We start from the raw sequence: 25,906 nt of genomic DNA, 5'->3' as shown, positions 1-25,906 counted from the left end.
TGTTCCGTTCCTTCAGCGATTCCGCGGGTTTGCGGTGACAGCCGGAGGGGCGACATTCCGCCCTGCGGGGCGTCAGCTCCGACATCGTCGGCGCTCCACCGCCATTGCAGGACGCGGATGGATCGCGAGATCGTCGTTGCCAGCGCCTCTGCGCAACGCGGTGCGACGTGCGCTCCGCGGGGCGGCTGTGACGCGGCGTTCGAGCCTGATTCCCGGCACGCATTCAGCCGGTCAGTCCTGCGCCGCCGGCGAGGCCTCCTGCGGCTTGGTCAGCAGCGCTCCTTCGCGGCGCAGGTGTCCTGCGTCGAGAAGACTTCTGAGACTGCCCTGCACGGTCTCCCGCAGCTGGGCGCTGGTCGACCCGAAGCCAAACAAGCGGGCCACCGCCTGGATCAATTGGTCCTCTTCGGCGCCGAAGTTCTGCTCGACGATCTGCATGATGGCCGCCTTGATCTCCTCCGGCGGCAACATCTCGGGCTTGCGCAAGGACTGCGATTGCACGTCCTCGCGCGTTCGGACGACGATCGCCTGTCCCGGCACGGCGTAGAACGGACCTCCGGCGATCTGTCCCCTCGCAACTGCCGATGTCAGCGCCGCTCGCACGGCATCGCGGATGCGGTTGCCGGCGCGGGCAAGGCCCCAGGCCGATCTGATCCGGACGATGATTTCCGATTCATGCACCGGCCCCTCGATGGCGACGATCTCGACGACATGCCGCGTCATGTCGGCAAGCGGCGTCTCGTGCGGCTCGATCTCCCGACGGACGCGCAGCTTCGCCTCTTCATAGGGGGCCACCGTCGGTGCCTGTGCGAGGATCTCCTGAGGGCGCTGCTCGGTCTGCTCCGGCGCCGGCACATCAGAGGTTGCCGGAGGCTCGGGTTGAGCTCGCGCAGCCCCTTGGTCGATGTCCCGCCAATGCGCCTTCGCAGCGTCGATCGCGCGGAGGACTTTCTCGGTTTCCTCCTTGGGACGGAGAAACCAGTCGGTCGACCAGATGCGATGCAGCACCCAGCCATGCGCTTCCAGCACATTCTGCCGCAGGCGGTCGCGGTCTCGCGCCGAACGAGACGCATGGTACTGGGCGCCGTCGCATTCGATTCCGAGCAGGAAGCGGCCCGGCTTGTCGGGATCGACGACGGCGAGGTCGACGAAGAATCCGGCGGTGCCGATCTGGGTCTTCACGTCGTGGCCGAGCGCCCGCAGCCTTGCGGCGACCTGCTCCTCGAACACCGAGTCGGGATCGCGCCCGGTCTCCTGCGCGATGCCGAGCTGCCCCGTCTGCGCGAAGGTCAGGAACGTCTTCAGGGCCGCGATGCCGCGGCCCTTGGCGCGCGACAGGTCGATGTCGTCGCCGGTGATCGACGAGAACACCTCGCATCGGAGCTTGGCGCGCGAGATCAGCACGTTCAGCCGGCGCTCGCCTCCGTCCGAGTTGAGGGGGCCGAAGCTCATCGAGACGAAACCTTCCTTCGTTCTCCCATAGCCGATGGAGATGAAGATGACGTCGCGTTCGTCGCCCTGGATGTTCTCGAGGTTCTTCACGAAGAACGGTTCGCTGGCCCCGCGGACGAAGAAGCTCTCCGTTGCCGGGTTTTCCTTACGAAGGATTTCGAGCTGATCCTGGATCGCCTGGCGCTGCGCCACCGAGAAGGTCGCGACGCCAAGGCTGCGGTCCGGGGTCTCGCGCGCATGGCGCATGACGGCCTCGGCGACGAGCCGCGCTTCCCTGGGGTTGGTCCGGCTGCTGCCGCGTTCGTAGTGCGCATCGGGGGTGTAGTTGAACTTCAATCCCATTCCCGCGACGGCGTCGTACGGGCTCGGCACGATGAACAGCCGGTTGTCGTAGAACTGCTTGTTGGAAACGGCGATCAGCGACTGGTGCTTGCTGCGATAGTGCCAGTTCAGCATCCGATGCGACAGGCCCTTGGCAAGGCAGAGGTCGAGAATGCTCTCGGCGTCCTTGACCTGGAAGGTCGGCTGATCCTCGTCGTCATTGTCCTCGTCGTCGTTACCTGTCAGCTTCGCGAAGAAGCGCGTCGGCGGCAGCTGCCGCTCGTCACCGACGACCACGATCTGCCGGCAGCGCGCGACCGCGCCGAGCGCGTCGACCGGCTCGATCTGCGAGGCCTCGTCGACCACCAGAAGATCGAAGGCGATCGCGCCAGGCTTGAGGAACTGTGCCACCGACAGCGGGCTCATCAGGAAGATCGGCTTGATCTGCTGAATGACCGGACCGGCCCGTTCCAGGAGCTGGCGGATGGGCAGATGATTGCGCTTCTTGGCAAGCTCGCCGTTCAGCACACCGAGCGGCCCGATGCCGCCGGCGTTGCGCGGCAGGGCCGCGGCATGCTCGTGGGCGATCTGATCGCGGGCCAGTTGCATCCGTGCGACGTCGAGCTTGCGGAAGCCATCGACCAGCCGATCGTGCGATTCGCCGTCGAAACGTTTCAGTTCAGGATGGTCGGCGAAGATCACGCTGCGCATGGCGTCGTAATAGGACCGGTCGAAGGCGGCTTCGAGCGCTTCGCCTGGCAAGGAGCCATCGAGCGTGCGGTCGACCAGCGCGGCGAGGCCTTGCGCGCGCGCAAGGCGGACCCGGTCCATGAATGCGATCCAGCGGGTGAGGCGCTCGGTCGCGTTCTGCCACTCCGACAAAGTCTGCGACAGGCCGTCCAACCGGATCTGGTCGCCGGCCTCGAGCGGGATGCGGGCAGGCTCCAGCTGGAGAGAGTCGATCAGCCTGCCGAGGCCGGACCTCAGACTTGCGAGGTCGTGGTTGAGCTGTTCGATCGATTGCCGATCATCGGCCGACAAGGCCAGCTGCGTCAGCCGCTGGCGCGTTTCGTCGTTTGCGAACGGCTTGGGGAATGCACTCCACCAGGTCGCCAATCTGGACAACGCATCCCAGTCCGACCGTTCCTTCTGCCACGCCGTTCCGAATGCGGTGCTGCCGGCAGCTTCGACCTCCGCGAAGGACCGGCGTGCGGCTTGCGCCGCGATGAGGCCGTCGAGCAGCAGGAGCCGCTGCTCCAGCGTTTTCGGCATCGGCACCTTCAGGTACGAGGCCAGCAGCGCCACCTGCTCGCGATAGCGCGGGCTGAGCAGGCGCAGCCAGGAGCGGCCCTTCTCGGCGATGACCTTGCGGCACTCGGCGATCGGCGCATCCCAGGCGGCCTCGACGAAGGCGCTCTCGAAGGCCGTCCTCAATTTCGCGTAACGCAGCCCCTTGTCGATGATGTCCGTGATGAGTCCGGTCTGGCTCCAGACGCCGTCGCGGAAGGACGTCCGATCGCACTCCGGCATCGCGGCCGCGGCCTCGGCGAAGGCGAGTATCGCCGCGGCATCGGCCAAGGTGGCGGGCGGCGGGAGATCGAGCAGCGTGCCGAGGCGGGCCGCGCCAGTGGATACGCTGCCGACAACGTTCGAAATGTCGTCGAGCGATTTTCGCAGCTCGGTCATCTCGGCTGGATCGAGCGCGTCGCGGCCGACACCGCGCCAGGGATGCAGGTGCGGCGCGCCGTCGGCCGCAATTCGTTCGGCGAGTTCGGCGATCAGCTCACGCCGCCGCTCCAGATCCAGAGGAGACCAGGAGGGGGCGCCCTGCAACGGATAGGGATGCTGCGCGGAGTTGTCCCCAGAGCGCACGAGATGACCCAGCAGCCTGAACGGTGTCAGCTCGCTCGGCTGATGCGGCTGGTGCATCATCTCCGCATGCCGGTTGAGGCCGTCCCGGCTGTCGGTCAGGCGCTGCACCAGCGTGGCTTCGCCGCGCGGGACCGGGACCTCAGCCGATTTGCAGCGTTTCAGCTCTTCGAGCAGAACGCGCTTGTTGGCCTTGTTGGAGTGCAGCTCCAGCGCGAGCGCGCCGAGACCGACATGCTTCAACCGCCGGTGCACGACCTCGAGCGCCGCCATCTTCTCGGCGACGAACAGCACCGTTTTCCCCTCGGCGGCAGCCGACGCGATGATGTTGGTGATGGTCTGCGATTTGCCGGTTCCAGGCGGTCCCTTGACGACGAGGTCGCGTCCGCGGACCACTTCCTCGATTACCACGGCCTGCGATGAATCCGCATCGACGACATGGTTCATCGCCACTGGTTGGATGACGGAATCGATCTTTCCGTCGTCGGCCACGATCGGCTCCGCGCCCTCGAAGCCGTCCTGAAGCAGCGCTGCGATGAGGGGGTGACGATCAAGGCCACCATCTGCCGGCCAATTCTCGGGATCCAGATCGCGATACATCAGGAACTTGGAGAACGAGAAGAAGCCGAGAACGATCGCGTCCGCCCTGACCTCCCACCGCTGCTTGGTGGCGACCGTCTCCGCGACGCCGGCAAGATAGGTCGCGATGTCGACGTCGTCCTCGTCGCCAAAATCCTCGATCTTGAGTCCGAATTCGGCGTCGAGCTTGGCCTGGAGCGAGAGGTTCGGCGACGGCGGCTCAGCGCGCGAGACCAGGTGAAACCGATCGGCGGCGCTGCTGCGTTCCAGGCGGACGGGCAGCAGGACGAGCGGTGCGAAGCGCTCGACATCGGATTTGTCGTCCTCGAACCATCTCAGCAGCCCGAAGGCGAGATAGAGGATATTGACGCCCTGTTCTTCCTCGAGCGTTCGTGCGTCGTACCAGATATCCAGCAGGCGCTTCTGCAGCGCCTCCGATGACAGCCGGGTCCTGAGCCGGGTGTCCGGCTGCCGCGTCTGCGACTCCGAATCATCACCTTCCTGGTCCACCTTGGTGGTCGGCGTGTCGGATCGAGGTGCCGGCACGCTCAAGGGCAGGGTGCCTTCCGCCTCCGCAGTCTCTGCCTTCGTCGGAAGGAACGTGAAGCGCTTGCCTTCGCCGAGAAGCTCGAAGAGCGCAGCAGAGCGCGCGCCGACGATGTCGATGGTGCGGATGGTCTTGGTCTTGAGCGGGATGTGCACGAGCCGGTTGCGCGTGCCCAGATCGAGCAGCGCGCGCCGGTCCGCCAGCAATCGGTCTCGTACGGATGTGGTTGCCACGTGCAATCCTCCTGCGATTCGAGGATTGCAACCCGGAATGATCGCGGTCAAGCATCCGGCGCGGTGGAGAAGCGGTCAATGAGCGATGGTTCATCTTCCCCATGAAGAGGTCTCATCTCCCAATCGAGGGAGATGAGACTCGTATGTTCCCAGGCTGCCTGTTCCTAGGCCGCTGCCTTATGCCGCGCCAGTTCCGTCTTGTAGAGCTCGAACTCCTCGGCGATGGCACGGGCGATCGACGGCCGCGCGCGCAGGCGCTCGTAGTACGCCTTCACGGCCGGCCATCTCGCGAGCTGGACCGGCGGCGTTGCCATGGTCCAGTTGATCACGGTGACGAGATACGCGTCGGCGACCGTGAAATGATCGAGCAGATAGTCGCGATCCCGCAGATGGTTCTCGAGATGATCGAGCCGCGACAGGTTTTTTTTCAGGACATGAGCCTTCATTTCCTCGGGCGCGGTCTTGTCGAGGATCGGAATGAACAGGCCCTTGTGCAGCTCGGTGCCGATGAAGCAGAGCCATTGATGCAGCCGGCTGCGGTCCATGCCGGGGCCGGTGCCGAGCTTCGCCTCGGGGAAGCGATCGGCGACATATTGCAGGATCGCGGCGTTCTCGGTCAGCAGGTCGCCGTCATCGGTGCGGAGCGTCGGGACGAGCCCGAGCGGGTTGACGGCGCGGAAATCGGAGCCGTCGTTGAGGACGATCTTGGTCTTGGGATCGACCTCGAGATAGTTCGCCTTCGCGCCGGCTTCGTAGAGCGCGATGCGGGTGGCGAGCGAGCAGGCGAGCGGCGAGAAATACAGGTCCATGGACGTCTCCCTCGGGCTCCGGACCGGAGCATTGGTTGATTTTTATACTGTCTCGCATAATATGGGCTCGGTCAAGGAATTTAGTGCGAAATGGTACAAAAAAAGAAAGGGCCGCCGCAAGGCGACCGTCCGATAGAAAAGGCGGGTGCCCCCGACCAGCCGAAGCGGCGCGGGAGGCCGCGGGCGTATGAGCCGGATGTCGCGCTCGGCAAGGCGCTCGACCTGTTCCGGTCGACCGGCTTCGCCGCGACCTCGCTCGACGATCTCAGCGCCGCCACCGGCATGAACCGGCCGAGCCTCTATGGCGCGTTCGGCGACAAGCGCGAGCTCTACATCAAGAGCTATCAGCGCTATCGCGACAATGCCCGCGCCCTCATGGGCGACGTCTTCAGTAACGATTGGCCGGTGCGACGGCAGCTCGAGCAGATCTTCGCCACGGCGCTCGACATCTATCTGTCGGGCGAGGAGGGACCGCGCGGCTGCTTCACGGTGATGACGGCGGGCTCGGAGGCTGTCGCCGACCCCGACATCCGCGCCATGGTGCAGAACGCGCTGACCGAGCTCGACAAGGCGTTTGCGCATTGCTTCCGCCGCGCCAAGGAAAAAGGCGAGCTGCCGGCCGACGCCGATCCCGTCGTGTTGGCGCGTCTGGCGTCGGCGACGATCCACTCGATCGCTGTCCGGGCGCGCGCGCGGGCGCCGCGTCAGGAGCTGGAGGCGATCGTCGCCGGCGCGATCGATGTGATGGTCGGCAACAAATAGCGGTTCAATATCCCCTGACGCGATCGACCAGATTGCGCAGCGCCCCGCCGGCCTCGAAGGTCGCGATCTGCTCGGCGACGTAGCGCGAGATCGCGTCGGCGTCGGTGTCGGCCGCATTGTGCGGCGTCAGCACCACCTTCGGGTGGCTCCAGAACGGGCTGTCGACCGGCAGCGGCTCCTGGCCGAACACGTCGAGCGAGACCGAACCAAGTGTGCCGTCGTCGAGGCAGGCGAGGATGTCGGCCTCGTTCTGCAGGCCGCCGCGCCCGGCATTGATCATGACGGGGGCGCCGAGCGGCGAGCTGCGCCGAAGCCTCGCGAACATCTTGCGATCGAGAATGCCGCGCGTGTCGGGCGTCAGCGGTAGCAGCGACACCAAAATGTCGGTCCGCGCCAGGAACGCATCCAGCTGCGCCGCACCGTGGAAGCACTCGATGCCGTCCGCCTGCTTTTCGCTGCGGCTCCAGCCGGCGACCTGGAAGCCGAGCCGCTTGAGCACTTCGGCCGCATCGATGCCGAGCGTACCCAGTCCGAGAATACCGACTCCGATCGCGGCCGCCGGCCATTGATACTTGGGCGCCCAGCGCTTCACGCGCTGCGACTCGCGCAGATACAGCTCCTGCCGATGATGCATCAGCACGTGCAGCACGACATATTCGGTCATCCGCGCCGTAAGATCATCGACCGCGACCCGGACCAGCGGCACGCTCGGCAGCGTCTTGTCGGCCATCAGTGCGTCGACGCCCGCGCCGAGATTGAAGATCACGCGCAGGTTCGGGAAGCCGGCGAGCTCGCCGGGGACCGGCTTCCACACCGCGGCGTAGTGCACCTCCGCCGGATCGAGGCTCGCATCCGGCAGCAGCACCACCGGGCGGTCGCCGCAGACGTCGTCGAAACGCGCCTTCCAGCGCTGCGGCGACCAGTTATCGGTGCCGCCATGGATCAGGAGCGCCAGCGCGCCTTTGGTCATCAGGGGGTCCTCGAGCTTATGTGACGTGTTCCACATACCAGATCGCGCGCGCAGGCCAATCTCCAGCCATCAACACGGAGACATCGTCATGCGCAAATTGCTTCTCGCCGCCGCTTTCGTCATCGCATCCGCCTCGGTCCAGGCTCAGACCATCGATGTCGGGTCGATCCTGTCGGCCAACGGCATTTCCATTGGCAAGGGCGGCGGTCAGCCGCAGGCCGCCAGTCAACAGGGCGCCGCGGACGGCATGGCGCAAGGTGCGGGCGGCCAAGGTGCCGCAGGGCAAGGTCAGGGGCAGGGCCAAGGCCAGTCGCAGCGCCAGACGGGCCGAGCCAGGCAGCCGCGCGAGAGCGCGCAGGAGACGCGGGCGCGCAACATCGCGGCCAAGTACGGCATCTCTTGGTAGGCGGCTTGTTCCTGCAGGCGGAACCCGCGAAAATACTTCGTGGGTCTGTCGGCCGGAGGCATACTCCGCCGTCTTGAAGACGAATGGAGATGACTTCCGATGCTGTATGCGCTGCTCTGCTATCATGACGAGGATGTCGTCTGCGCCTGGAGCAAGGACCAGGATGCCGCGGTCATGGCCAAGCTTGCGGTCATCCAGGAGAAGCTCGCCAAGCAGGGGCGGCTCGGGCCGGTGGCGCGGCTGCTGCCGACCACGGCCGCGACGACGCTCCGGAAGGAGGATCCGCCGCTCGTCATCGACGGCCCCTATGCCGAGACCAAGGAGCAACTGCTCGGCTTCTATCTCGTCGACTGTGCCAATCTCGACGAGGCGCTCGAGGTCGCGCGCGAGCTCGGTGAGGCCAATCCAGGCGGCTCCTACGAGATCCGTCCCGTCGGCACGTTCAGGCCGGGTGGAGCGCTGGCATGACCGATACGGCCTGGATCGATGCAGCCCTGACATCAGCACGTCCCCAGGCCGTCGGCGCGCTGCTGCGCTATTTCCGCGACCTCGACACGGCGGAGGAGGCATTCCAGAACGCCTGCCTGCGCGCGCTGAAGAGCTGGCCCCAGAATGGGCCGCCGCGCGATCCCGCGGCGTGGCTGATCATGGTCGGACGCAACGCGGCCATCGATGACGTCCGCCGTGTCCGCCGCGAGCAGCCGCTGCCGGAGGACGAGGCGATCTCGGATCTCGACGACGCCGAGAGCGCGCTGGCCGACCGGCTCGACGGCTCGCATTATCGCGACGACATCCTCCGCCTGCTGTTCATCTGCTGCCACAAGGATCTGCCCGCGACGCAGCAGATCGCGCTGGCGCTGCGCGTGGTGTCCGGACTGACGGTGAAGCAGATCGCCCGGGCCTTCCTGGTCAGCGAGGCCGCCATGGAGCAGCGCATCACCCGCGCCAAGGCGCGCGTCGCGCAGGCGAACGTGCCGTTCGAGACCCCTGGCGCGGTCGAGCGGTCGGAGCGCCTGACCGCGGTCGCCGCCATGGTCTACCTGATCTTCAACGAGGGCTATTCGGCCAGCGGCGAGACCGCCGCGCAGCGCCAGCCGCTGTCCGAGGAGGCGATCCGGCTGGCGCGGTTGCTGCTGCGGCTGTTTCCGAGCGAGCCCGAAATCATGGGGCTGACGGCGCTGCTGCTGTTGCAGCACGCCCGCTCCGCCGCCCGCTTCGACGCCGAGGGATTGCCGATTCTTCTGGAGGATCAGGATCGCTCGCTGTGGAACCAGCCGATGATCGCGGAAGGCACAGCCCTGATCGACAAGGCGATGCGCCATCGCCGCAGCGGTCCGTACCAGATCCAGGCGGCGATCGCGGCGCTGCATTCACGCGCCGCGCGTCCGGAGGACACCGACTGGACGCAGATCGACCTGCTCTATGGCGCGCTGGAAGTGGTGCAGCCCTCGCCGGTGGTGACGCTCAACCGCGCCGTTGCGGTGTCCAAGGTCCGCGGCGCCGGGGCGGCGCTCGACCTGATCGGGCCGCTCGAAGGGCGGCTCGCCAACTATTTCTATTTCTTCGGCGTGCGCGGCGCGCTGCTGATGCAGCTCGGACGCGCCGACGAGGCACGGACCGCCTTCGACCGCGCCATCGCGCTGGCGCACAGCTCGGCGGAGGCCGCGCATATCCGCATGCAGCTCGATCGCCTGATGCGCGACAGCGCAACGGCTCAGGTCCAGGTCGGCCAGTGACATTCCGCTGAGATTCGATCCAAAATCTTGAACCGGGCTGTCGGCGGCACGCTCCTTCATTCGTCCTTGGAGCAGCATTACGGGGAGGAGCTGCAGATGACGACGATCACCTTGGAAGAACCGGTCTCGCGCGCCGAATTGTGGAGCGGCCGCATCCTGAGTGGGCTGGTGACCCTGTTCCTGCTGTTCGACGGCGCGATCAAGCTCGTCCCTCTGTCCGTCGTCACCCAGACGCTGGATCAGATGGGCTATGGCGCGAGTGACGGCACGGCCCGCGCGCTCGGTCTGATCACGATCGTCTGCACCGTGCTCTATGCGTTGCCGGCGACGTCGTTCGTCGGGGCGATCCTGCTGACAGGCTATCTCGGCGGCGCCATCGCTTCTCATGTCCGCATCGGCAGTCCGCTGTTCAGCCACGTCCTGTTCGGCCTCTATCTCGGGCTGATGCTGTGGGGCGGCTTGTGGCTGCGCGATCGCCGGCTGCGCGCGCTGCTGCCGCTGCCGCTGCCGCTGCCGCTGCCGCTGCCGCGCTGACGAATGATCTTTCAACCAAGGAGGATGACGATGATCTGTCCCTATCTGACGTTCAACGGCGATTGCGAGCAGGCGCTCAAGCACTACCGCGAGGTGCTCGGCGCCAAGATCGAGATGATGATGCGCAACGGCGAGGCGCCGCCGGAGATGCCGTGTGCGCCGGAGCACAAGGACAGGATCATGCATGTCCGCTTCTCGATCGGCGGAGGCGTCCTGATGGCCTCGGATTCGCCGCCCGAATATTATCAAGGCAAGCCGCACGGAATCTCGGTCTCGCTCCAGATCGCGGATCCGGCCGAGGCCGAGCGCAAGTTCAACGCGCTCCTCGAAGGCGGTGCCGTCACCATGCCGTTTGGCAAGACCTTCTGGTCGAAGGGCTTCGGCATGGGCGTCGATCGCTTCGGCATTCCGTGGATGATCAATTCCCCGGCGGAAGGCTACGCGGCGTGACGCCGCTAGCGGCACGAGGGGTACATCGCCTTGAGCTCGCGCCCGCGCAACAACAGAAGCCGCGACGTCAGGCCGCCGCGGCGCTCGATCCAGCCGCGCACCGGCGTGGGATAGGTCTGCAGCACCAGCTTGGAGGCTTCGGGTTCCGCATAAACGCGGCCGCGCCGGTCGACCGAGCGTGCGGCGTGGAAGCCGAGGGAGGCTCGCTGCGTCACGCAGATGCGGTCCTCGGGCACGACGCTGAGCACCAGCGTGCAGGCCGACAGGCAGGGACCGTCGATGATGACACGCTCCCCGGAGGCGCGCACCTTCTCGAACAGATCGAGGAACGGTCCCACCTCGCCGCCGGGCGAGGAGATGATGCGGACGTCGGCGCGCGCCAGCATCGTCGCGATCCCCCACAAGAGGACGGCGAGCAGCAAGGTCAGGATGATGCGCGTCCGGCTCGGCATCGTTTCATGTGTTCCTGCGTTGGCCGCGCAAGGTCGGCAATCCGATTCCCGCGGCATCGAAGCCGCCATCGACGGCCAGGATCTGTCCGGTGATATAGCTGGAGCGTTCGGAGCTGAGAAACAAGATCGCCTCGGCGAGCTCGTCCTCGAGGCCGTAACGGTTGAGTGGAATGGCGTCGTGATAGTCGGCGCGGATCTCCGGCGTGTGCACGTCCTTGGCCATCGCGGTCTCCACCGGGCCCGGCGCCACCGCGTTGACGCGGATGCCGGTGGAAGCGAGCTCGACCGCGAGCTGCTTGGTCAGATGCGCCAGCGCCGCCTTGCTGGTGCCGTAGGCGGAGCGCAGCGTCGAGGCGCGGACGGCTGAAATCGAGGTGATGTTGACGATGGTGCCGCCGTGCTCGCGCATCAGCGGCACCGCGGCGCGCGTGCACAGAAACGGCCCGGTCAGGTTGACGTCGAGGATGCGTTGCCAGTCGGCTTCGCTGGTTTCCATGATCGGGGCGAAACGCGCCACGCCGGCATTGTTGACCAGTGCATCGAGACGACCGAAACGGCCGGCAATGCGCGCCAACGCATCGGCGACCATCGCCGCGTCCGCGACGTCGCAATGCAGCGCGAGCGTTCGATCGGGGGATTTGAGTGCCGATGTGGCGTCGTCGAGCAGCGTCTTCTCGATGTCGAGAAGCGCCACGCGCCAGCCCTCGTGCAGAAATCTCTTTGCCGTCGCCAGCCCGATGCCGCGTGCCGCCCCGGTGATCAGGGCGACCTTGTCAGTCAGCGTCGTCGTCGATGTTTCCGTCACGGCGGTCGACTCCTCGGGCCGGCAGCCCGGCTCTTCTCGTCGTTGAGTCCTAACATGCGCTGCGCGGATCGGCTGTGAAGGCCGTCACATCTGTCAGTGTACGTTCAATCCAGCTCCGCGCGATGCGTATAGCCAGCGAGTTTCGTGGGCGTTGTCAAACAGCCAGGGGTGGTAACGACGACGTCAATTCGCGTTCTCGCGGTGTCGAAGCACCCGAGTCATGCTCGCCCTGGCCTCCCTCTCGGGTCGGAGGGCGCAGGGAAGACCGGGAGCTTGCCCGCCCCATGGCCCCCGCGGGAAAAATGCACGGGGCAGGAACCACAGATTCGGCTGAGACATCCCGGCCCTCCCTGCGCGATGCCCGGGGACCGGCTGTTTTGCCCCCGTTTCCGCCACAATACGCTCCCGCATCGGACACGGCATCAGCATCGGGATGCCAGGGACCACATGATTTCGCCGTACGCGCCGCGTTGTTCGTCTGCGTGTCCTCATATGAGCATGATCTTGTCGGAAAGCTGTGGCGCAATAGCCGTCAACGGCCTCCGGTTCCGAATCATGCTCCACGCTGCAACATCGACGCGTTCACCGCATCCTGCTCCCCACGTTCGTGACGACCGCGAAACGTCCCTCTCGATCGGGAACAGGACGTGGCTAAAGGAGCATGAATTCCGGAAAGGCGAAAGAGGGATTTTTTACGGGAAGCACTGGACAAGGGTGATCGACTTGAAAGTCTTCAGGAAAAGAGCCGCCTCTCCAGGCGCGTTCCCCCGTGGAATTGGACAGTCCCGCCGTCGGCTGATTTGCTCGTCGTCGGGTGGCTCTCGGACGTGTCCGGGACGAATCTGAACCGGTGGCGTAGAGTTTAAGAGTCTCGGTAGAATCGACATGGGCGATCTATTCATCAGCCGGCGAATCACCCTCGTCAGAACCACGGAGCTGCACGCTTCGTCGCACGGGTCGAATGGTCTGTGGCGCGGGTGCGGCGCGCTGCTGTTGTCGTGCATTGTCCTCGGGCTCGCGGCGTCCGGCGCCGTCGGAGCGGATGGCAGCGTTGCTGCGAAACCGGCAGAGACCGAGCAGGCTGCGCACGATGTCGCGCCGCCGCAGCAGCCGCAGACGGCGGAGCCCGAGACGGTGGGGCGGCCGTCGGACGTGCAGACGCCGGCTCTGAAAGTGGTCGTTCCACCGACCGAGCGTGCGAAGCCGATCGCGGCCGAGCGCAAGGGCGACCCGCGGAGCGACGCCAAGACCACGAAGAATCTGTCGGTGCCTCAGCGCGCGCTGCCGGCCGACGTCGCGCAGATGATCGGCCGCAGGATCTGGCTCAACGAGGCCGGGGGACGGCGCGACGCGATCACGTCGTGGAATGCGGGTGAAGAATTCGCCTCGCTGGGAATCGGGCATTTCATCTGGTACCCGTCCACCGCGAAGCCGCCTTATGAAGAGGGTTTTCCGGGGCTGATCGCATTTCTGCGCAAGGGCAAGACGCCGTTGCCTGCATGGCTCGACAAGACGCCGATTCCGGCATGCCCGTGGACCAGCCGGGCCGACTTCAAGCGGAATTTCAACTCGCCGCAAATGCGGCAATTGCGGCAGTTCCTGCTCGACACGATTGCGGAGCAGACGCAGTTCCTGGTGGCGCGTGCGCAAGGCGCGATGGACAAGATCCTCGCCAACACGCCCGACAGCGCCGAACGCGAGCACATCGTCGCGCAATATTCGCGAGTCGTGCGCGCCTCCAACGATCTCTACCCGCTGATCGACTACATCAACTTCAAGGGCGAGGGCACTAATCCGTCCGAGACGGCCGTGGACAAGGAGACGGGCCAGCGCCAGGGCTGGGGTCTCAAGCAGGTGCTGCTCAAGATGAACGGCACCACCACCGAGTCCAAGGCCGTGCTCGCCGAATATTCCGACGCGGTGCAGGTCGTGCTGCAGCAGCGGGTTCGCAATCTGCCCTCGAACCGCGTGTGGGAGGCGGGCTGGCTGCGTCGCGCCGAGACCTATCGCCGTCCGATCGCGCAGCTCGAGCAGGCCCCCGAACGCGCCCCGCGCAAATCATCGCGCTACAGGGCCGACAACACGCGGTTCTGATGCGGGAAGCGGCGCGCACGATCCGTGCGCGTCGCGAGGCGTGCGATCATCGGCCGCCTGCCTCGGCCTTCTTGGCAGCGACGACCTTCTGGTAAGCTGCCTGCAGCCGCTCGCCGACGCTCGGTCCAGCCCTCCTGCGCCGTTTCGCGCCGAGATGGGTTTCGCGCAGCTCGTCCATGAATTCGGCCCACATCTTCGGGCCGCCTTCCATCAATAGCTTGGCGCGGATGCCGAGCTCCTCCGAGACGGGCAGATACTTGTAACCCCAGCCCGCCATCTGCGCGAGGATCGGCAACAGCTCGATGCCCTGCTCGGTCAGGGAATAGATGCCCTTCTGCTTGTGGCTCGGATCGTCCGCACGGCTGATGATGCCGGCCGCGAGCAGCGTCTTCAGCCGGTCGGCGAGAATGTTCGAGGAGATGCCCTCCTCCGAGCCGCCGAGCAGCTCGCGATAGTGCCGGCGATTTCCGAACATCATGTCGCGGATGATCAAGAGGCTCCATTTATCCCCCACCACTTCGAGCGACAGGTTGATCGGGCAGCGGGAGCGCTGAGGGTCGGACATCGAAGTCTCGTGAGCAGGGATCGCGCATAAACCGCTTGCAATATTGCACCGGTCTGGGCATTCTCCAACTGCTTGCAAAATGAAAGCAGTTAGGGAGAGGCAGTCGATGGCGAGGCTGGTGATGTGGAACATGATGACGCTGGACGGCATGGTTGCGGGCCCGAACGGCGACATCTCCTGGCACGAGGATGTGTGGGGCCCGGAGCTGGAGCAGATCTCCGAGACGCAACTGCACGAGGCGGGCGGATTGCTGTTCGGCCGGGTGACCTACGATCTGATGGCCGGCTATTGGCCGACCGAGAAGGGCGTGATCGCCGACGTCATGAACAGCATCCCCAAATATGTTGCCTCCCGCACGCTATCTCGCCTGGCATGGTCGAACGCGCATCTGCTGGGTCCGCAGCTCGCGGCCGAGGTCGACAAGCTCAAGCAGGAGAATGCCAAGGACCTGTTCCTGTTCGGCAGCGCCGACCTCGGCTCGACGCTCGTGGCACACGACCTGATCGATGAGCTTCGAATCGCGATCAATCCGCGCGTGCTTGGCGCCGGACGGCCGCTGTTCAAGCCGGGGCAGGCCTTGAAGCTCAGCCTGATCGACAGCCGGGCGCTGTCCAACGGCGTTGTCATCGCGCGCTATGCCCCCGTTCGGGGCGTGTGAGCCCATATCTCGCGGCGCGCTCCGGGTTCCGGGGGCAGCGCAGGTCTTTCCACTCACACCACCCGTGCCTCTAGCGCCTCAGCTCAACCCTCTCCCCGTGAACAACGGTCCGTGGGAGCGCACCTCCCTGCGGCCGCGCGTTCGGGACCAAACGACTTGTTCTCACTCAACTCAGCAGGAGCGTACGATGTCCCTGACCCTTTACTATCATCCGCTGTCGTCGTTCTGCTGGAAGGTGCTGATCGCGCTATATGAGAACGACGTTTCGTTCACGCCGAAGCTGATCAATCTCGGGGACGCGGATGAGCGCGCGGCGTTCTTGAAGCTGTGGCCGGTCGGTAAATTTCCCGTGCTGCGCGATGAGCAGCGCACGATTCCGGAATCGAGCATCATCATCGAGTATCTCGACCAGCACTATGCGGGCAGGACGCGCTTCATTCCCGATGATCCCGATCTCGCCTTGCGGACACGTCTACGCGATCGCTTTCTCGACCTCTATCTGCACATGCCGACGCAGACCGTCGTGTTCGACCGGCTGCGGCCGGCCGATGCCCGCGATCCGCTCGGCGTCGCCGACGCTCGAAGCCGGCTGCGCACGTCCTACGCCATGCTCGAGGCCGAGCTGCCGCCGCGTGGCTGGGCGATGGGCGACCCTTTCACCCTGGCGGATTGCGCGGCCTTGCCGGCGCTGTTCTACGCCGACAGAGTGGAGCCGCTGGGTGATGGGCTGCCTGGGGTCACTGCCTATCTCGACCGGCTCAAGACGCGGCCCTCCGTCGCGCGGGTGCTCGCCGAGGCCGAGCCTTATTTCCACATGTTCCCGCAAGAGCCGGGCTGAACCGGGAACCCGGCCAAAATAATTGCGGGAGCGTGTCGGCCGTACCGGGGCCGGATCGTCCTACTGATGAGGGCAGGGCAGTCCTGCCAGACAGCATCAGGGGAGAGCAACCATGCGGTTCATGGTGATCGTGAAGGCGACCAGGGACACGGAAGCCGGAATCCTGCCGACCACCGAGGAGTTCGCGGCGATGGGCCGGTTCAACGAGGGCTTGGTGAAGGCCGGCATGATGGAGGCCGGCGAGGGCCTGCATCCGACCGCGAAGGGGGCGCGCATCGACTTCTCGAACGGGACGCCGAGCGTCGCGCGCGGTCCGTTCGATCTCTCCCGCGATCTCGCGGCGGGCTTCTGGATGCTCAAGGCCGGCTCGCTCGAGGAGGTGATCGAGCACATGAAGCGGGCGCCGTTCCCGAGCGGCGAGATCGAGATCCGCCAGGTCTATGCCGCGGAGGATTTCGGCGAGACGTTCACGCCCGAATTGCGTGAGCGGGTCGAACGGCTGCGTGCGCAGGCCGCCAGGAGCTGAACCGACCCTGATCAGGAGAGGAGGAGAAACGCGATGCGATTCATGATGCTGATGATCCCGCTCGGCTACGAGAGTGCGCCGCCGGACGTGCAGCTCGATCCCGAGCGTGTCAAAGCGATGATGCGCTACAACGAGGCCCTGAAGGACGCCGGCGTGCTGATCACGTTGGAGGGCCTGCATCCGCTGTCGATGGGGGCGCGGGTCTCGTTCGCGGGCGGCAAGCCTGTGGTGACCGACGGCCCGTTCGCGGAGGCCAAGGAGGTGCTCGGCGGCTATTGGATGATCGAGGTCGCCTCGCGCGACGAGGCGATCGCCTGGGCCAGGCAGTGCCCGGCCTCGGACAACGAGATCATCGAGATTCGCCAGGTCCAGGAGATGGCCGACTTTTCCGAGGAGGTGCAGCAGGCGGCGGCGGGCTTCGCCGAGCTGCCGCATGCCGGCCGTGTCTGATCGATCCGTTTCACAGCAGGAGAGGGAAGTGCAATGAGCGACAACAGCAACACCTATCTCGCCGTCTTTCTCGGCAGCAAGACCAGTCCGGTCTGGAAAGCCTGGGAGGCGCTGTCCGAGACGGAGCGCAATGCCAGGGGACAGCAGGGCATGGCGGCCTGGCATGCCTGGGTGGACCAACACAAGGACGCGATCGTCGCGATGGGCGGGCCGCTCGGCAAGACCAAGCGGGTCGACAAGGGCGGCGTCAACGACATCGCCAACGAGATGGGCGCGTTCACCGTGGTCCGCGCCGCGTCGCACGAGGATGCCGCGAAGATGTTCGTCAACCATCCGCATTTTGCGATCTTCCCGGGCGAGCGGGTCGAGATCATGCCGGTGCTGCCGATTCCGGGCGGCTAGTTGAGCGGCCTGCAGGGCGGAGCACGTCGGCTGAGGTGAACGTCCCGCTTGCTGCGGGCGCCCGGCGTTTGTGCCGGGCGCGCTGATCCCGCGGCGACTTCGGTGCCACCCTGCCCCTTGCGGGGGCCCTCAAGGGGCGAGGGTGGCACCTGTTCGCGGGGGCTTAACCGAACGGCGCGATAGAGCGTCCCGGAAGTCGGCGGCTGACCCCGCCCAAAAGTCGCTGGCTTCCTTCGACCCGGCTCATGTAAAAGCCATTTACATGAGCTGGCGCAAGGAAGAGCGCCGCGCCGAGCGCGGCTATCATCACGGTAACCTCAAGGAGGCGCTGCTGCAGGCGGCGCTCGACCTGATCGCGCAGAAGGGGGCTGCCGGCTTCACCTTTGCCGATGCGGCCCGCATGGCCGGCGTCAGCCCGGCCGCGCCCTATCGCCACTTCCGCGATCGCGACGAACTGCTGTCGAGCATCGCCCAGCGCGGCTTCGAGCAGTTCGAGGCGCAGCTCTCGGCGGCGTGGGACGACGGCCGGCCCGACACCGTCACGGCGTTCGAGCGCGTCGGCAAGGCGTATCTGGCATTTGCCCGTTCGGAGCCTGCGTTCTACTCGGCGATGTTCGAATCCGGCGTGCCGGCGGACTCCACCGCGGGCCTGTTGGCGGCGGGTGAGCGCGCTTTCGGCGTCATTCGGGCCGCGGCGGAGCGGCTGGCGGCGCTGGCGCCGCCCGGGATGCCGCGGCCGCCGGCCCTGATGATGGCGCTGCACATCTGGTCGATGGCGCATGGCATCGCCTCGCTGTTCGCGCGCGGCGATGCCGCCCGGCGCAAGCTGCCGATGTCGCCCGAGGAGCTGCTGGAGGCCGAGCTGCTGATCTATCTGCGCGGGCTCGGCTTCCCGACCGACCGCCGGCCTGCGCCGTCCTCCGCTGCCGAGCCGCCGCCGCTGCCGGACGATGACAAGCCGGCAGGGCCCTGGGGCCGCCCGAAATAAGGTTCAAAGAACGCCGAAAAATAATTCGAGCGACGCGTCAGGCGGTCGCCTTGACAAAATCCCGGGTTGAGCTAGCTATGTAAATGTTATTTACATTCACACGGCATGGCGCCGCGAATGGAGAGGGAGATGGCCTACACCGCAGATGTCAATCGTTGGCGCGGTTCGGAGGAGGAGCAGAGGTACCGGCCCCGCATGATGGAGTCGCCCTGGCATCCCGGCTGGATCGCCGTGACCGTGCTCGGCTTCATCATCTGGTGGCCGATCGGACTTGCCCTTCTCTTTTTCACACTCGGGAGCAGAAAGATGTCGTGCTGGAACGGCGGCGATCGCTGGTCGAACAAGATGGAACGGATGCAGTGGAAGATGGACCGCATGCGCGACAAGATGGAGCGCCGCGGCTTCGGCTTCGGTTTCTCGCAGCCGGCTTCGAGCGGCAACCGCGCCTTCGACGAGTACCGCATGGAGACCCTGCGGCGGCTCGAAGAGGAGCAGCAGGAGTTCCGTGACTTCCTGACCCGGCTGCGCCACGCCAAGGACAAGGAGGAGTTCGACGCGTTCATGGCCCAGCACAAGCCGCGTCCGACCCCGCCGAACGACCAGCCGCAGAGCTGATCGCCTCTCACCTGACGCCGCAGGGCTTTCAGCCCCCGCCCTGACGGCACAAGACGCCCGCCTGCGGTTCCCCCGCCGGCGGGCGTTTTGCGTTCTCCGATACCGCCCGCCTGCGGCGGCTGGCCGCTGTCCGCCGCCGGCCAAAACGGTCAAGCGGCTGATCACAAAGGCTCTATCTGGCTGGTCCGGCTGGACCTTTGACCTCGGCAATACTCCGCGGTAACCCCGCCTTAACCCCGGAGGGGGTTTGGTTAAGGGGCGCTTACGCGCGCCAAGAGCCCTTGTTTTGACACGTTGGCAGAGGAAGCAGGCCGCTTATGGCTTCGGCGGGCCTCTTAAAGCGATCAGTTCAGGGTTTTCTCGCGCAGGCGCTTTCCGCCGCGACGGCATCCGGCATGGAACGGCGGCTGCATGGTCCCGGGCATCCCGGGATGATTGGTTGAGAGGATACTGCAGATGTCTGTCGATAGCGGCGGCCTGTCCCTGATCGATCTGTTCGGCAATGCCGGCTGGGTAGTTCGGATCATCATGCTCGGCCTGATCTCCTGCTCGATCTGGGTCTGGGCGATTGCGATCGACAAGATGTTCCTGTTCTCGCGGACCCGTCGCTCGATGGACCGGTTCGAGCAGGCCTTCTGGTCCGGAGAATCCATCGAGGAGCTGTACCGGGTGCTATCGGCGAAGCCGACGCAATCCATGGCGGCGTGCTTCGTGGCGGCGATGCGCGAGTGGAAGCGCTCGTTCGAGGGCCACGCGCGCTCCTTCGCCGGCCTGCAGATGCGCATCGAGAAGGTGATGAACGTGTCGATCGCGCGCGAGGTCGAGCGGCTGGAACGCCGTCTCCTGGTGCTCGCCACGGTCGGTTCCGCCGGCCCGTTCGTCGGTCTGTTCGGCACGGTCTGGGGCATCATGACCAGCTTCCAGGCGATCGCGGCTTCCAAGAACACCTCGCTGGCGGTGGTCGCGCCGGGCATCGCGGAGGCGCTGTTCGCCACTGCCATCGGCCTGATCGCGGCCATCCCGGCGACGATTTTCTACAACAAGTTCTCTTCGGAGGTGAACCGGCAGGCGCAGCGGTTGGAAGGCTTCGCAGATGAATTTTCGGCCATCTTGTCCCGTCAGATCGACGAGCGGGGATGAGGGCAGGTATAGTGGCATCCGGATCGTGAGTACCACAGCATGGGCATGAGCATGGGCAGCGCGTCCGGCGGCGGTGGTCGCCGCGGTCGGCGCAAGGCGGCCGTGATGGCGGAGATCAACGTCACGCCGATGGTCGACGTCATGCTGGTGCTGCTGATCATCTTCATGGTCGCGGCGCCGCTGCTCACCGTCAACATCCAGGTCGACCTGCCCCAGGCGCAAGGCGGCTCGGCCTCGACGGCCGACGCCAAGCCGCCGCTCGAGGTCACCGTGAAGAAGACCGGCGGCGGCTGCGCGTCGAAGGTGGACGTGTATCTCGGTGACTCGCCGATCGCGATCAACGAGCTTGGGCCGAAGATCAAGGCGATGAAGGAGGCGGGCGCCGGCGGCGGCGACAACGTCGTCAAGATCCGCGGCGATCGCGACGCCTGCTACTCCGACATGATGAAGGTGCTGGGCCTGGCGCGCGATGCCGGCTATCGCGCCAGCATCGTCGTGCTGCCGGATCAGGGCTCATGACGTCGAAGGACCTCATCCGGTTCGTGCGCACGCGCAAGGGGACAGTGCTGTCCGTCGCCCTGCACGTGCTCGTGCTGTGCTGGGGCCTGTTCAGCTTCTCCGCGCGCTCGATGGTGGCGCCGCCGGAGGACCTTGTGCCGGTCGACGTGATCTCGGAGGACAACAGCTCGAAGGCCAAGGCCGGCGCGCTGATGGGCAAGAAGGAATCCCAGAAGCTGCTGGCCGACAAGATCGGCGAGAAGAAGCCGACCGAGGACATCGTCGGCAAGGTCGATACCAAGCAGGTCACCGAGACCGACGCCGCGCCTGAGCCGCAGCCCAAGCCGGAGAAGCCGGTCGAGAAGAAGCCCGATCCGCCGAAGCCGGTCGAGAAGCAGCCGGATACGCCGAAGCCGGTGGCCGAGAAGAAGCCGGAGCCGCCGAAGCCCGCGCCGGCCGAGAAGCCGAAGCCGGAGGAGAAGAAGCCGGACCCGTTCAATCCGGACCAGATCGCCAGCGTGCTCAACAAGGACAAGGCGAAGCAGCCGCCGAAGCCGCAGGCCGCCGCCGCGCCGCCGGAGCCGCCCAAGCACAAGAGCGAGCGCAAGTTCGACGCCGAGAAGATGGCGAGCTTGATCAATCAGAAAGATCCGACGCGGCAGGCGGTCACGGGATCCGAGATCAATGCGAATGCGGCGCTGGGCTCGGTGCGAGGAACGGCAGAGGCCAATGTCGCGAGCTGGCAGGCCGCGTTCCAGGAGGCGGTCACCCGCTGCTTCAATGCGCCCTATAGCGGCGTGGATGAAGACAAGATCTCCGTTGATCTCGATATCCAGCTACGGCCGGATGGATCGCTCTTTGCTGCTCCCGCCGTCGTCGGCATGACCGGACCGTCCCGTACCGTCAGCCTGGCCATGGCGGAAAATGCCAAGCGTGCGGTCGAGAACTGTGCGCCCTACGCGTTTCTGCCGAAGAACCGGTACAATGAGTGGAAGTTGATACCCGCGACATTCAACCTCAAAATGATGAATTCGATGCGAGGCCGAACTTGACGACACCTCCGACGCGCAAGACAGGATCCACCACGCGGCGCCAGGTTCTGCTGGGCGGAGGAGCCGCCATGGCAGCCTTGGGCGCGGGGCCCGCGTTCGCGCAACGTGTGATTATCGGCCCCGGCGAGTTCAAGCCGATCCCGATCGCGATTCCGCCCTTCGTGCCCGGCGGTGCCGGTGACGCCGATGTCGGCAACGGTATCGCACAGGTGATTACCAACAATTTCAAGCGCAGCGGGTTGTTCGCGCCGGTGGACCCGGCCGCCTTTCCCGAGCGCATCAGCAATTTCGAGGCCCCGCCGCAATTCGCGAGCTGGAAGCCGCTCGATCTGCGCGGGCTCGTCACCGGCCGCGCGACGCGGCAGCCGGACGGGCGGCTGAAGGCCGAGTTTCGGCTGTGGGACCCGAACTCGGGCCAGCAGCTCACCGGCCAGCAATATGTGACGGCGCCGGAATACTGGCGGCGCATCGCACATATCATCTCGGACCAGATCTACACCCAGATGACCGGCGAGAAGGGCTATTTCGACAGCCGCGTCGTGTTCGTCGACGAGAGCGGCCCGTCCGAGCGGCGCGTCAAGCGGCTCGCGCTGATGGATCAGGACGGTGCCAACGTCCGCTACCTCACCCGCGGCGCCGACCTCGTGCTGACGCCGCGGTTCTCGCCGTCGAGCCAGGAAATCACCTACATGGAGTTCGGGCAGGGTGACCCGAGGGTCTATCTGTTCAACATCGAGACCGGCCAGCGCGAGATCGTCGGCAACTTCCCCGGCATGTCGTTCTCGCCGCGGTTCTCGCCGGACGGCCAGCGCATCATCCTCAGCCTCCAGCAGGGCGGCAACTCCAACCTGTTCGTGATGGATCTGCGCTCGCGCACGACGACGCGGCTCACCGACACGCCGGCGATCGACACCTCGCCGTGCTACTCGCCGGACGGCAGCCAGATCTGCTTTGAAAGCGATCGCGGCGGCAAACCGCAGATCTACGTGATGTCCTCCAGTGGCGGCGCAGCGCAGCGCATCTCGTTCGGCGAGGGCAGCTACTCGACGCCGGTGTGGTCGCCGCGTGGCGACTTCATCGCCTTCACCAAGCAGGGCGGCGGCCAGTTCGCGATCGGCATCATGAAGACGGACGGCTCGGGCGAGCGCATCCTCACCGCCGGCTTCCACAACGAAGGGCCGACCTTCTCGCCCAACGGCCGCGTGCTGATGTTCTTCCGTGACCCCGGCGGCACCGCTGGTCCGTCGCTATATTCGATCGACGTCTCCGGCCGCTTCGAGCAGAAGGTGCCGACGCCGGGCTTCGCCTCGGATCCGGCCTGGTCGCCGCTGCTGTCGTGATGGAGCGAGCCTCTGGGCCCGCTCACGTCGTGGTGGACGCGATTTTTCCAGTCGCGCGATGCGTGTTCTATGGAAAGGCAGAACTATTAGTTGTAGTAGCCGGGTAGTGTTTGCCTAGTTCTCTGAATTTTCGAGCGAATTCGTGCACTTCGCGAACGCGGAAACGCTCCGCTAACGATGTTCCCTCAGAAAGACTTCACCTGCGAGCGGTAATGTTTGTGCACCGAACAGGACGCGTGCGCACGAATGCAGCTTGCCACTCAGAACGGAGAAGACGATCGAAAGTTGTCGCCTGCGATCCAGGCGGCTCTCGTCGACTCCCTCTTCCAGGATCCCGGCCCGATGTTCGCCGGCGCACTCTGCGCCGCCGTCGCCGCCGTCATGACCGCGATCAAGAGCGGCGACGTCAATCTGTGGCCGTGTGCCGCGATGCTGATCATCGCAGGGGCGTTCCGTTCGCTCGACATGCGCTACTATCGAAGCCTGTGCGACAACGGCCGCCTCACGCAGGAGGCGGTCGAGCGCTGGGAGGTTCGCTACCAGATCGGCGCCATGATCTATGCGCTGGTGCTCGGCGTCTGGTGCGTGGTCGCCCTGGTCGACAACAGCGACCCGGTGGTGCACCTGATCGCGATCACGGTGACGCTCTGCTACATGTCGGCGGGCGCGGGCCGGACCTACGGGCGGCCCTGGATCTTCCACGTCCAGATCCTGCTCGCCTGCGGACCGCTCGCAGTGGCCCTCGCGATCCACGGCAGCCCTTATTACCTGGGCATGGCGGCGTTCTGCGTCCTGTTCTTCGTGTCGCTGAAACACATCTCGACCAACCTGCAGCGGATCTTCGTCCAGGCCTTCGTGGCGCGCGAAAGCGAGGCCGCACTGGCCAAGCAGTTCGATACGGCCCTGAACAACATGCCGCACGGCCTGTGCATGTTCCGCTCCGACGGGCGTCTGGCCGTGATGAACCATCGCTTCGGCCAGATGATGAGCCTGCCGGATGACATCCTGCAGCGTGGCGGCAAGGCGGCCGACATCATCAACGCCTGCGTGATTGCAGGCTCGATCTCCGCTTCGAGCGGCCGGCTGATCCTGGCCGAGATCGAGCACACCAAGACCCATAATGTCATTACCAGCGATCCCGACGTCGCGCGCGACCGGTCGCTGTCCTGGACCTTCCAGCCGATGGCCGACGGCGGCGCCGTGGTCCTGCTCGAGGACATCACCGAGCGCCGGCATGCCGAGGCGCGCATCTCGCATCTGGCGCGCTACGACGAGCTCACGACCTTGCCGAACCGCGTCAGCTTCCGCGACGAGATCGAACGGCTGCTCAGGATTCCGCAGCGGCACGGCGAATTGTCCGCGCTGCTGTTCGTCGATCTCGACCGCTTCAAGCAGGTCAACGACACGCTCGGCCACCCCTGCGGCGATCAACTGCTCTGCGCGGTCTCCGAGCGGCTGCGCGACATGCTGCGTCCTGAAGACTTCGTCGCGCGCTTCGGCGGCGACGAGTTCGTGGTGTTCCAGCGCAACATCCGCTCCAACGACGACGCGGCGATGCTGGCGCGCCGGATCGTCGACCAGCTCAGCGAGCGCTACAAGATCGACAATCACCTGGTCGAGATCGGCGCCAGTGTCGGCATCGCCATGACCGCGCCGGGGATCAGCGCCGACACCCTGCTGAAGAATGCCGACATGGCGCTGTATCGCGCCAAGGCGGAGGGACGCGGCACCTTCTGCTTCTTCCGCGATGAACTCGCCCAGACGGTGGAAGCACGCCGCATCCTCGAGCTCGACCTGCGCAAGGCGCTGGCGAACGAGGAGTTCGAGCTGTTCTACCAGCCGCTGGTCAACCTGAAGTCCGGCAAGATCTCGACCTGCGAGGCGCTGCTGCGCTGGAACCACCCGGTGCGCGGCACGGTCTCGCCGGTCGACATCATTCCCGTCGCCGAGGACATGGGCCTGATCGTCGATCTCGGCCGCTGGATCCTGCGCAAGGCCTGCCTGGAATGCATGAAATGGCCGGATGCGGTCAGCGTCGCCGTCAACTTCTCGCCGCAGCAGTTCCATCAGCGCGATGTGCTCAGTGAGGTCCGCTACGCGCTCGAAGTGTCCGGGCTGCCGCCGCATCGGCTCGAGATCGAGATCACCGAATCCTCGCTGTTGCGCAACACTCAGCTCACCCACGATGTGCTGTCGCAGCTCCACATGCTCGGGGTCCGTATTTCGCTCGATGATTTCGGCACCGGCTATTCGAGCCTCAGCTATCTGCACAATTTCCCGTTGGAGAAGGTCAAGATCGATCGCTCATTCCTCGAAGGCATCGACAGCGATCGGCCGCTGACCCTGTTGCGCGGTGTCGCAAGATTGTCCGCCGATCTCGGCATGTCGGTGGTGGTGGAGGGCATCGAGACCAACGAGCAGCTCGAACTGGTCAGCGCCGACGGTACGGTCACCGAGGCGCAGGGCTATCTGTTCAGCCGGCCCGTCCCCGCCATCCGCATCCGGCAGCTCCTGAATGCATCGCATGGGCGTCGTTCGAGCGACGGGGCGATCGCGGCCGCCGGCGGGACACGTTCGATCGCTTGATCGCCCGACCTCCGCCTTGATGCGGTGGTGCCGGGAAAGACCGACCAGTGCTGAAGGCGGCTCTGTGCGCAGCATCCCGCCGGTCCGAGCATGGCTCGTATGGGAATGGCAATGTAACAACCCCACGTCGCATCGTTCGGAAACATCGCACGTGCATGCCAAGCGAATCCGTTTCGATTTGATACGCAAGTGATCCGAAGCAATCGTCCAGCGTAGCATCCAATCCCGT

25 protein-coding genes are annotated in these 25,906 nt (G+C 65.6%); 19 read left to right on the top strand and 6 right to left on the bottom strand.

Translation table 11 applies throughout. The annotated features are described in order from the left end of the window. Positions 1–231: 231 nt before the first annotated feature. Both QX094_RS07100 and QX094_RS07095 read right to left on the bottom strand, forming a co-directional pair. Entirely contained in the window at positions 232–5,001 is a 4,770-nt protein-coding gene (locus QX094_RS07100) for a DUF3320 domain-containing protein (protein ID WP_316187704.1), read from the bottom strand. 164 nt (positions 5,002–5,165) lie between these two features. Continuing rightward, a complete protein-coding gene (locus QX094_RS07095; RefSeq protein ID WP_316186032.1) occupies positions 5,166–5,810 on the bottom strand; it encodes a glutathione binding-like protein in 645 nt (214 codons plus the stop codon). Between the two features lie 90 nt (positions 5,811–5,900). Between QX094_RS07095 and QX094_RS07090 the strand changes: the two genes are divergently transcribed. Then, positions 5,901–6,572, top strand: coding sequence for a TetR/AcrR family transcriptional regulator (locus tag QX094_RS07090; RefSeq protein ID WP_315717603.1), 672 nt, complete (start codon positions 5,901–5,903; stop codon positions 6,570–6,572). 4 nt (positions 6,573–6,576) lie between these two features. Here the strand turns inward: QX094_RS07090 and QX094_RS07085 are convergent, their stop codons facing one another. Then, positions 6,577–7,542 (bottom strand): glyoxylate/hydroxypyruvate reductase A, encoded by a 966-nt coding sequence (locus QX094_RS07085; RefSeq protein WP_315717602.1) that lies wholly within the window; start codon positions 7,540–7,542, stop codon positions 6,577–6,579. Positions 7,543–7,630: 88 nt separating this feature from the next. Between QX094_RS07085 and QX094_RS07080 the strand changes: the two genes are divergently transcribed. The 5 genes from QX094_RS07080 to QX094_RS07060 all read left to right on the top strand — a co-directional run bounded on the left by QX094_RS07080 (position 7,631) and on the right by QX094_RS07060 (position 10,668). Next, entirely contained in the window at positions 7,631–7,948 is a 318-nt protein-coding gene (locus QX094_RS07080) for a hypothetical protein (RefSeq protein WP_315717601.1), read from the top strand. A gap of 99 nt (positions 7,949–8,047) precedes the next feature. Beyond that, positions 8,048–8,416, top strand: a complete 369-nt coding sequence (locus QX094_RS07075) for a YciI family protein (RefSeq protein WP_315717600.1) — start codon at positions 8,048–8,050, stop codon at positions 8,414–8,416. Continuing rightward, the gene (locus QX094_RS07070; protein WP_315717599.1) at positions 8,413–9,684 is read left to right on the top strand and encodes an RNA polymerase sigma factor; all 1,272 of its coding nucleotides are present in this window, start codon (positions 8,413–8,415) and stop codon (positions 9,682–9,684) included. The genes QX094_RS07075 and QX094_RS07070 overlap by 4 nt, the downstream gene beginning before the upstream one ends. Positions 9,685–9,780: 96 nt before the next feature. Then, a complete protein-coding gene (locus QX094_RS07065; protein WP_316187703.1) occupies positions 9,781–10,218 on the top strand; it encodes a DoxX family protein in 438 nt (145 codons plus the stop codon). Positions 10,219–10,248: 30 nt separating this feature from the next. After that, positions 10,249–10,668, top strand: coding sequence for a VOC family protein (locus QX094_RS07060; protein ID WP_315753957.1), 420 nt, complete (start codon positions 10,249–10,251; stop codon positions 10,666–10,668). A gap of 5 nt (positions 10,669–10,673) precedes the next feature. Here QX094_RS07060 and QX094_RS07055 read toward each other — a convergent pair whose 3' ends face one another. Both QX094_RS07055 and QX094_RS07050 read right to left on the bottom strand, forming a co-directional pair. Further along, entirely contained in the window at positions 10,674–11,120 is a 447-nt protein-coding gene (locus QX094_RS07055; RefSeq protein WP_315753955.1) for a hypothetical protein, read from the bottom strand. Between the two features lie 4 nt (positions 11,121–11,124). Next, on the bottom strand, positions 11,125–11,925 hold the full coding sequence (locus tag QX094_RS07050) for an SDR family oxidoreductase (RefSeq protein WP_315753952.1): 801 nt from the start codon (positions 11,923–11,925) through the stop codon (positions 11,125–11,127). An 885-nt stretch (positions 11,926–12,810) separates the two neighbouring features. Between QX094_RS07050 and QX094_RS07045 the strand changes: the two genes are divergently transcribed. Beyond that, positions 12,811–14,019, top strand: a complete 1,209-nt coding sequence (locus tag QX094_RS07045; RefSeq protein WP_316187702.1) for a hypothetical protein — start codon at positions 12,811–12,813, stop codon at positions 14,017–14,019. A 46-nt stretch (positions 14,020–14,065) separates the two neighbouring features. Here the strand turns inward: QX094_RS07045 and QX094_RS07040 are convergent, their stop codons facing one another. Further along, positions 14,066–14,584 (bottom strand): helix-turn-helix domain-containing protein, encoded by a 519-nt coding sequence (locus QX094_RS07040; protein WP_315717593.1) that lies wholly within the window; start codon positions 14,582–14,584, stop codon positions 14,066–14,068. A 106-nt stretch (positions 14,585–14,690) separates the two neighbouring features. On the opposite strand from QX094_RS07040, the gene QX094_RS07035 reads away from it, so the two are divergent. From QX094_RS07035 to QX094_RS06980, 12 genes are all read left to right on the top strand, one after another. Continuing rightward, positions 14,691–15,242: a dihydrofolate reductase family protein gene (locus QX094_RS07035; RefSeq protein ID WP_315717591.1), complete on the top strand. Its 552-nt coding sequence runs from the start codon at positions 14,691–14,693 to the stop codon at positions 15,240–15,242. Positions 15,243–15,429: 187 nt separating this feature from the next. After that, positions 15,430–16,080, top strand: coding sequence for a glutathione S-transferase family protein (locus QX094_RS07030; protein WP_315717590.1), 651 nt, complete (start codon positions 15,430–15,432; stop codon positions 16,078–16,080). A gap of 112 nt (positions 16,081–16,192) precedes the next feature. Then, positions 16,193–16,606: a YciI family protein gene (locus QX094_RS07025; RefSeq protein WP_315717589.1), complete on the top strand. Its 414-nt coding sequence runs from the start codon at positions 16,193–16,195 to the stop codon at positions 16,604–16,606. A gap of 33 nt (positions 16,607–16,639) precedes the next feature. Beyond that, complete coding sequence (locus QX094_RS07020) at positions 16,640–17,056, top strand: YciI family protein (protein ID WP_315717588.1); 417 nt, start codon at positions 16,640–16,642, stop codon at positions 17,054–17,056. A 33-nt stretch (positions 17,057–17,089) separates the two neighbouring features. Continuing rightward, positions 17,090–17,458 (top strand): hypothetical protein, encoded by a 369-nt coding sequence (locus QX094_RS07015; RefSeq protein WP_315717587.1) that lies wholly within the window; start codon positions 17,090–17,092, stop codon positions 17,456–17,458. 262 nt (positions 17,459–17,720) lie between these two features. Continuing rightward, the gene (locus QX094_RS07010; RefSeq protein ID WP_315717586.1) at positions 17,721–18,446 is read left to right on the top strand and encodes a TetR/AcrR family transcriptional regulator; all 726 of its coding nucleotides are present in this window, start codon (positions 17,721–17,723) and stop codon (positions 18,444–18,446) included. Between the two features lie 129 nt (positions 18,447–18,575). Continuing rightward, positions 18,576–19,061 carry a DUF2852 domain-containing protein gene (locus QX094_RS07005; RefSeq protein WP_315717585.1) on the top strand — a complete coding sequence of 162 codons (486 nt, stop codon included), beginning with the start codon at positions 18,576–18,578 and terminating at the stop codon, positions 19,059–19,061. 456 nt (positions 19,062–19,517) lie between these two features. Then, on the top strand, positions 19,518–20,201 hold the full coding sequence (gene tolQ, locus QX094_RS07000; protein ID WP_315717584.1) for a protein TolQ: 684 nt from the start codon (positions 19,518–19,520) through the stop codon (positions 20,199–20,201). Between the two features lie 39 nt (positions 20,202–20,240). Next, positions 20,241–20,720: a biopolymer transporter ExbD gene (locus tag QX094_RS06995; protein WP_315717583.1), complete on the top strand. Its 480-nt coding sequence runs from the start codon at positions 20,241–20,243 to the stop codon at positions 20,718–20,720. After that, the gene (locus QX094_RS06990) at positions 20,717–21,751 is read left to right on the top strand and encodes a protein TolA (RefSeq protein WP_316187701.1); all 1,035 of its coding nucleotides are present in this window, start codon (positions 20,717–20,719) and stop codon (positions 21,749–21,751) included. Before QX094_RS06995 ends, QX094_RS06990 begins: the two co-directional genes overlap by 4 nt. A gap of 68 nt (positions 21,752–21,819) precedes the next feature. Beyond that, entirely contained in the window at positions 21,820–23,091 is a 1,272-nt protein-coding gene (gene tolB / locus QX094_RS06985; RefSeq protein ID WP_315717581.1) for a Tol-Pal system beta propeller repeat protein TolB, read from the top strand. Positions 23,092–23,337: 246 nt separating this feature from the next. Next, positions 23,338–25,677, top strand: coding sequence for a putative bifunctional diguanylate cyclase/phosphodiesterase (locus QX094_RS06980; RefSeq protein ID WP_315826695.1), 2,340 nt, complete (start codon positions 23,338–23,340; stop codon positions 25,675–25,677). The last annotated feature ends 229 nt before the right edge of the window (positions 25,678–25,906 follow it).

Origin of the sequence: Bradyrhizobium sp. SZCCHNS1050 (assembly GCF_032484785.1) — a bacterium.
Lineage (GTDB): Bacteria > Pseudomonadota > Alphaproteobacteria > Rhizobiales > Xanthobacteraceae > Bradyrhizobium.
The sequence above is the reverse complement of the archived record's forward strand: the minus strand, read 5'-3'. Positions and strand labels throughout refer to the sequence as shown.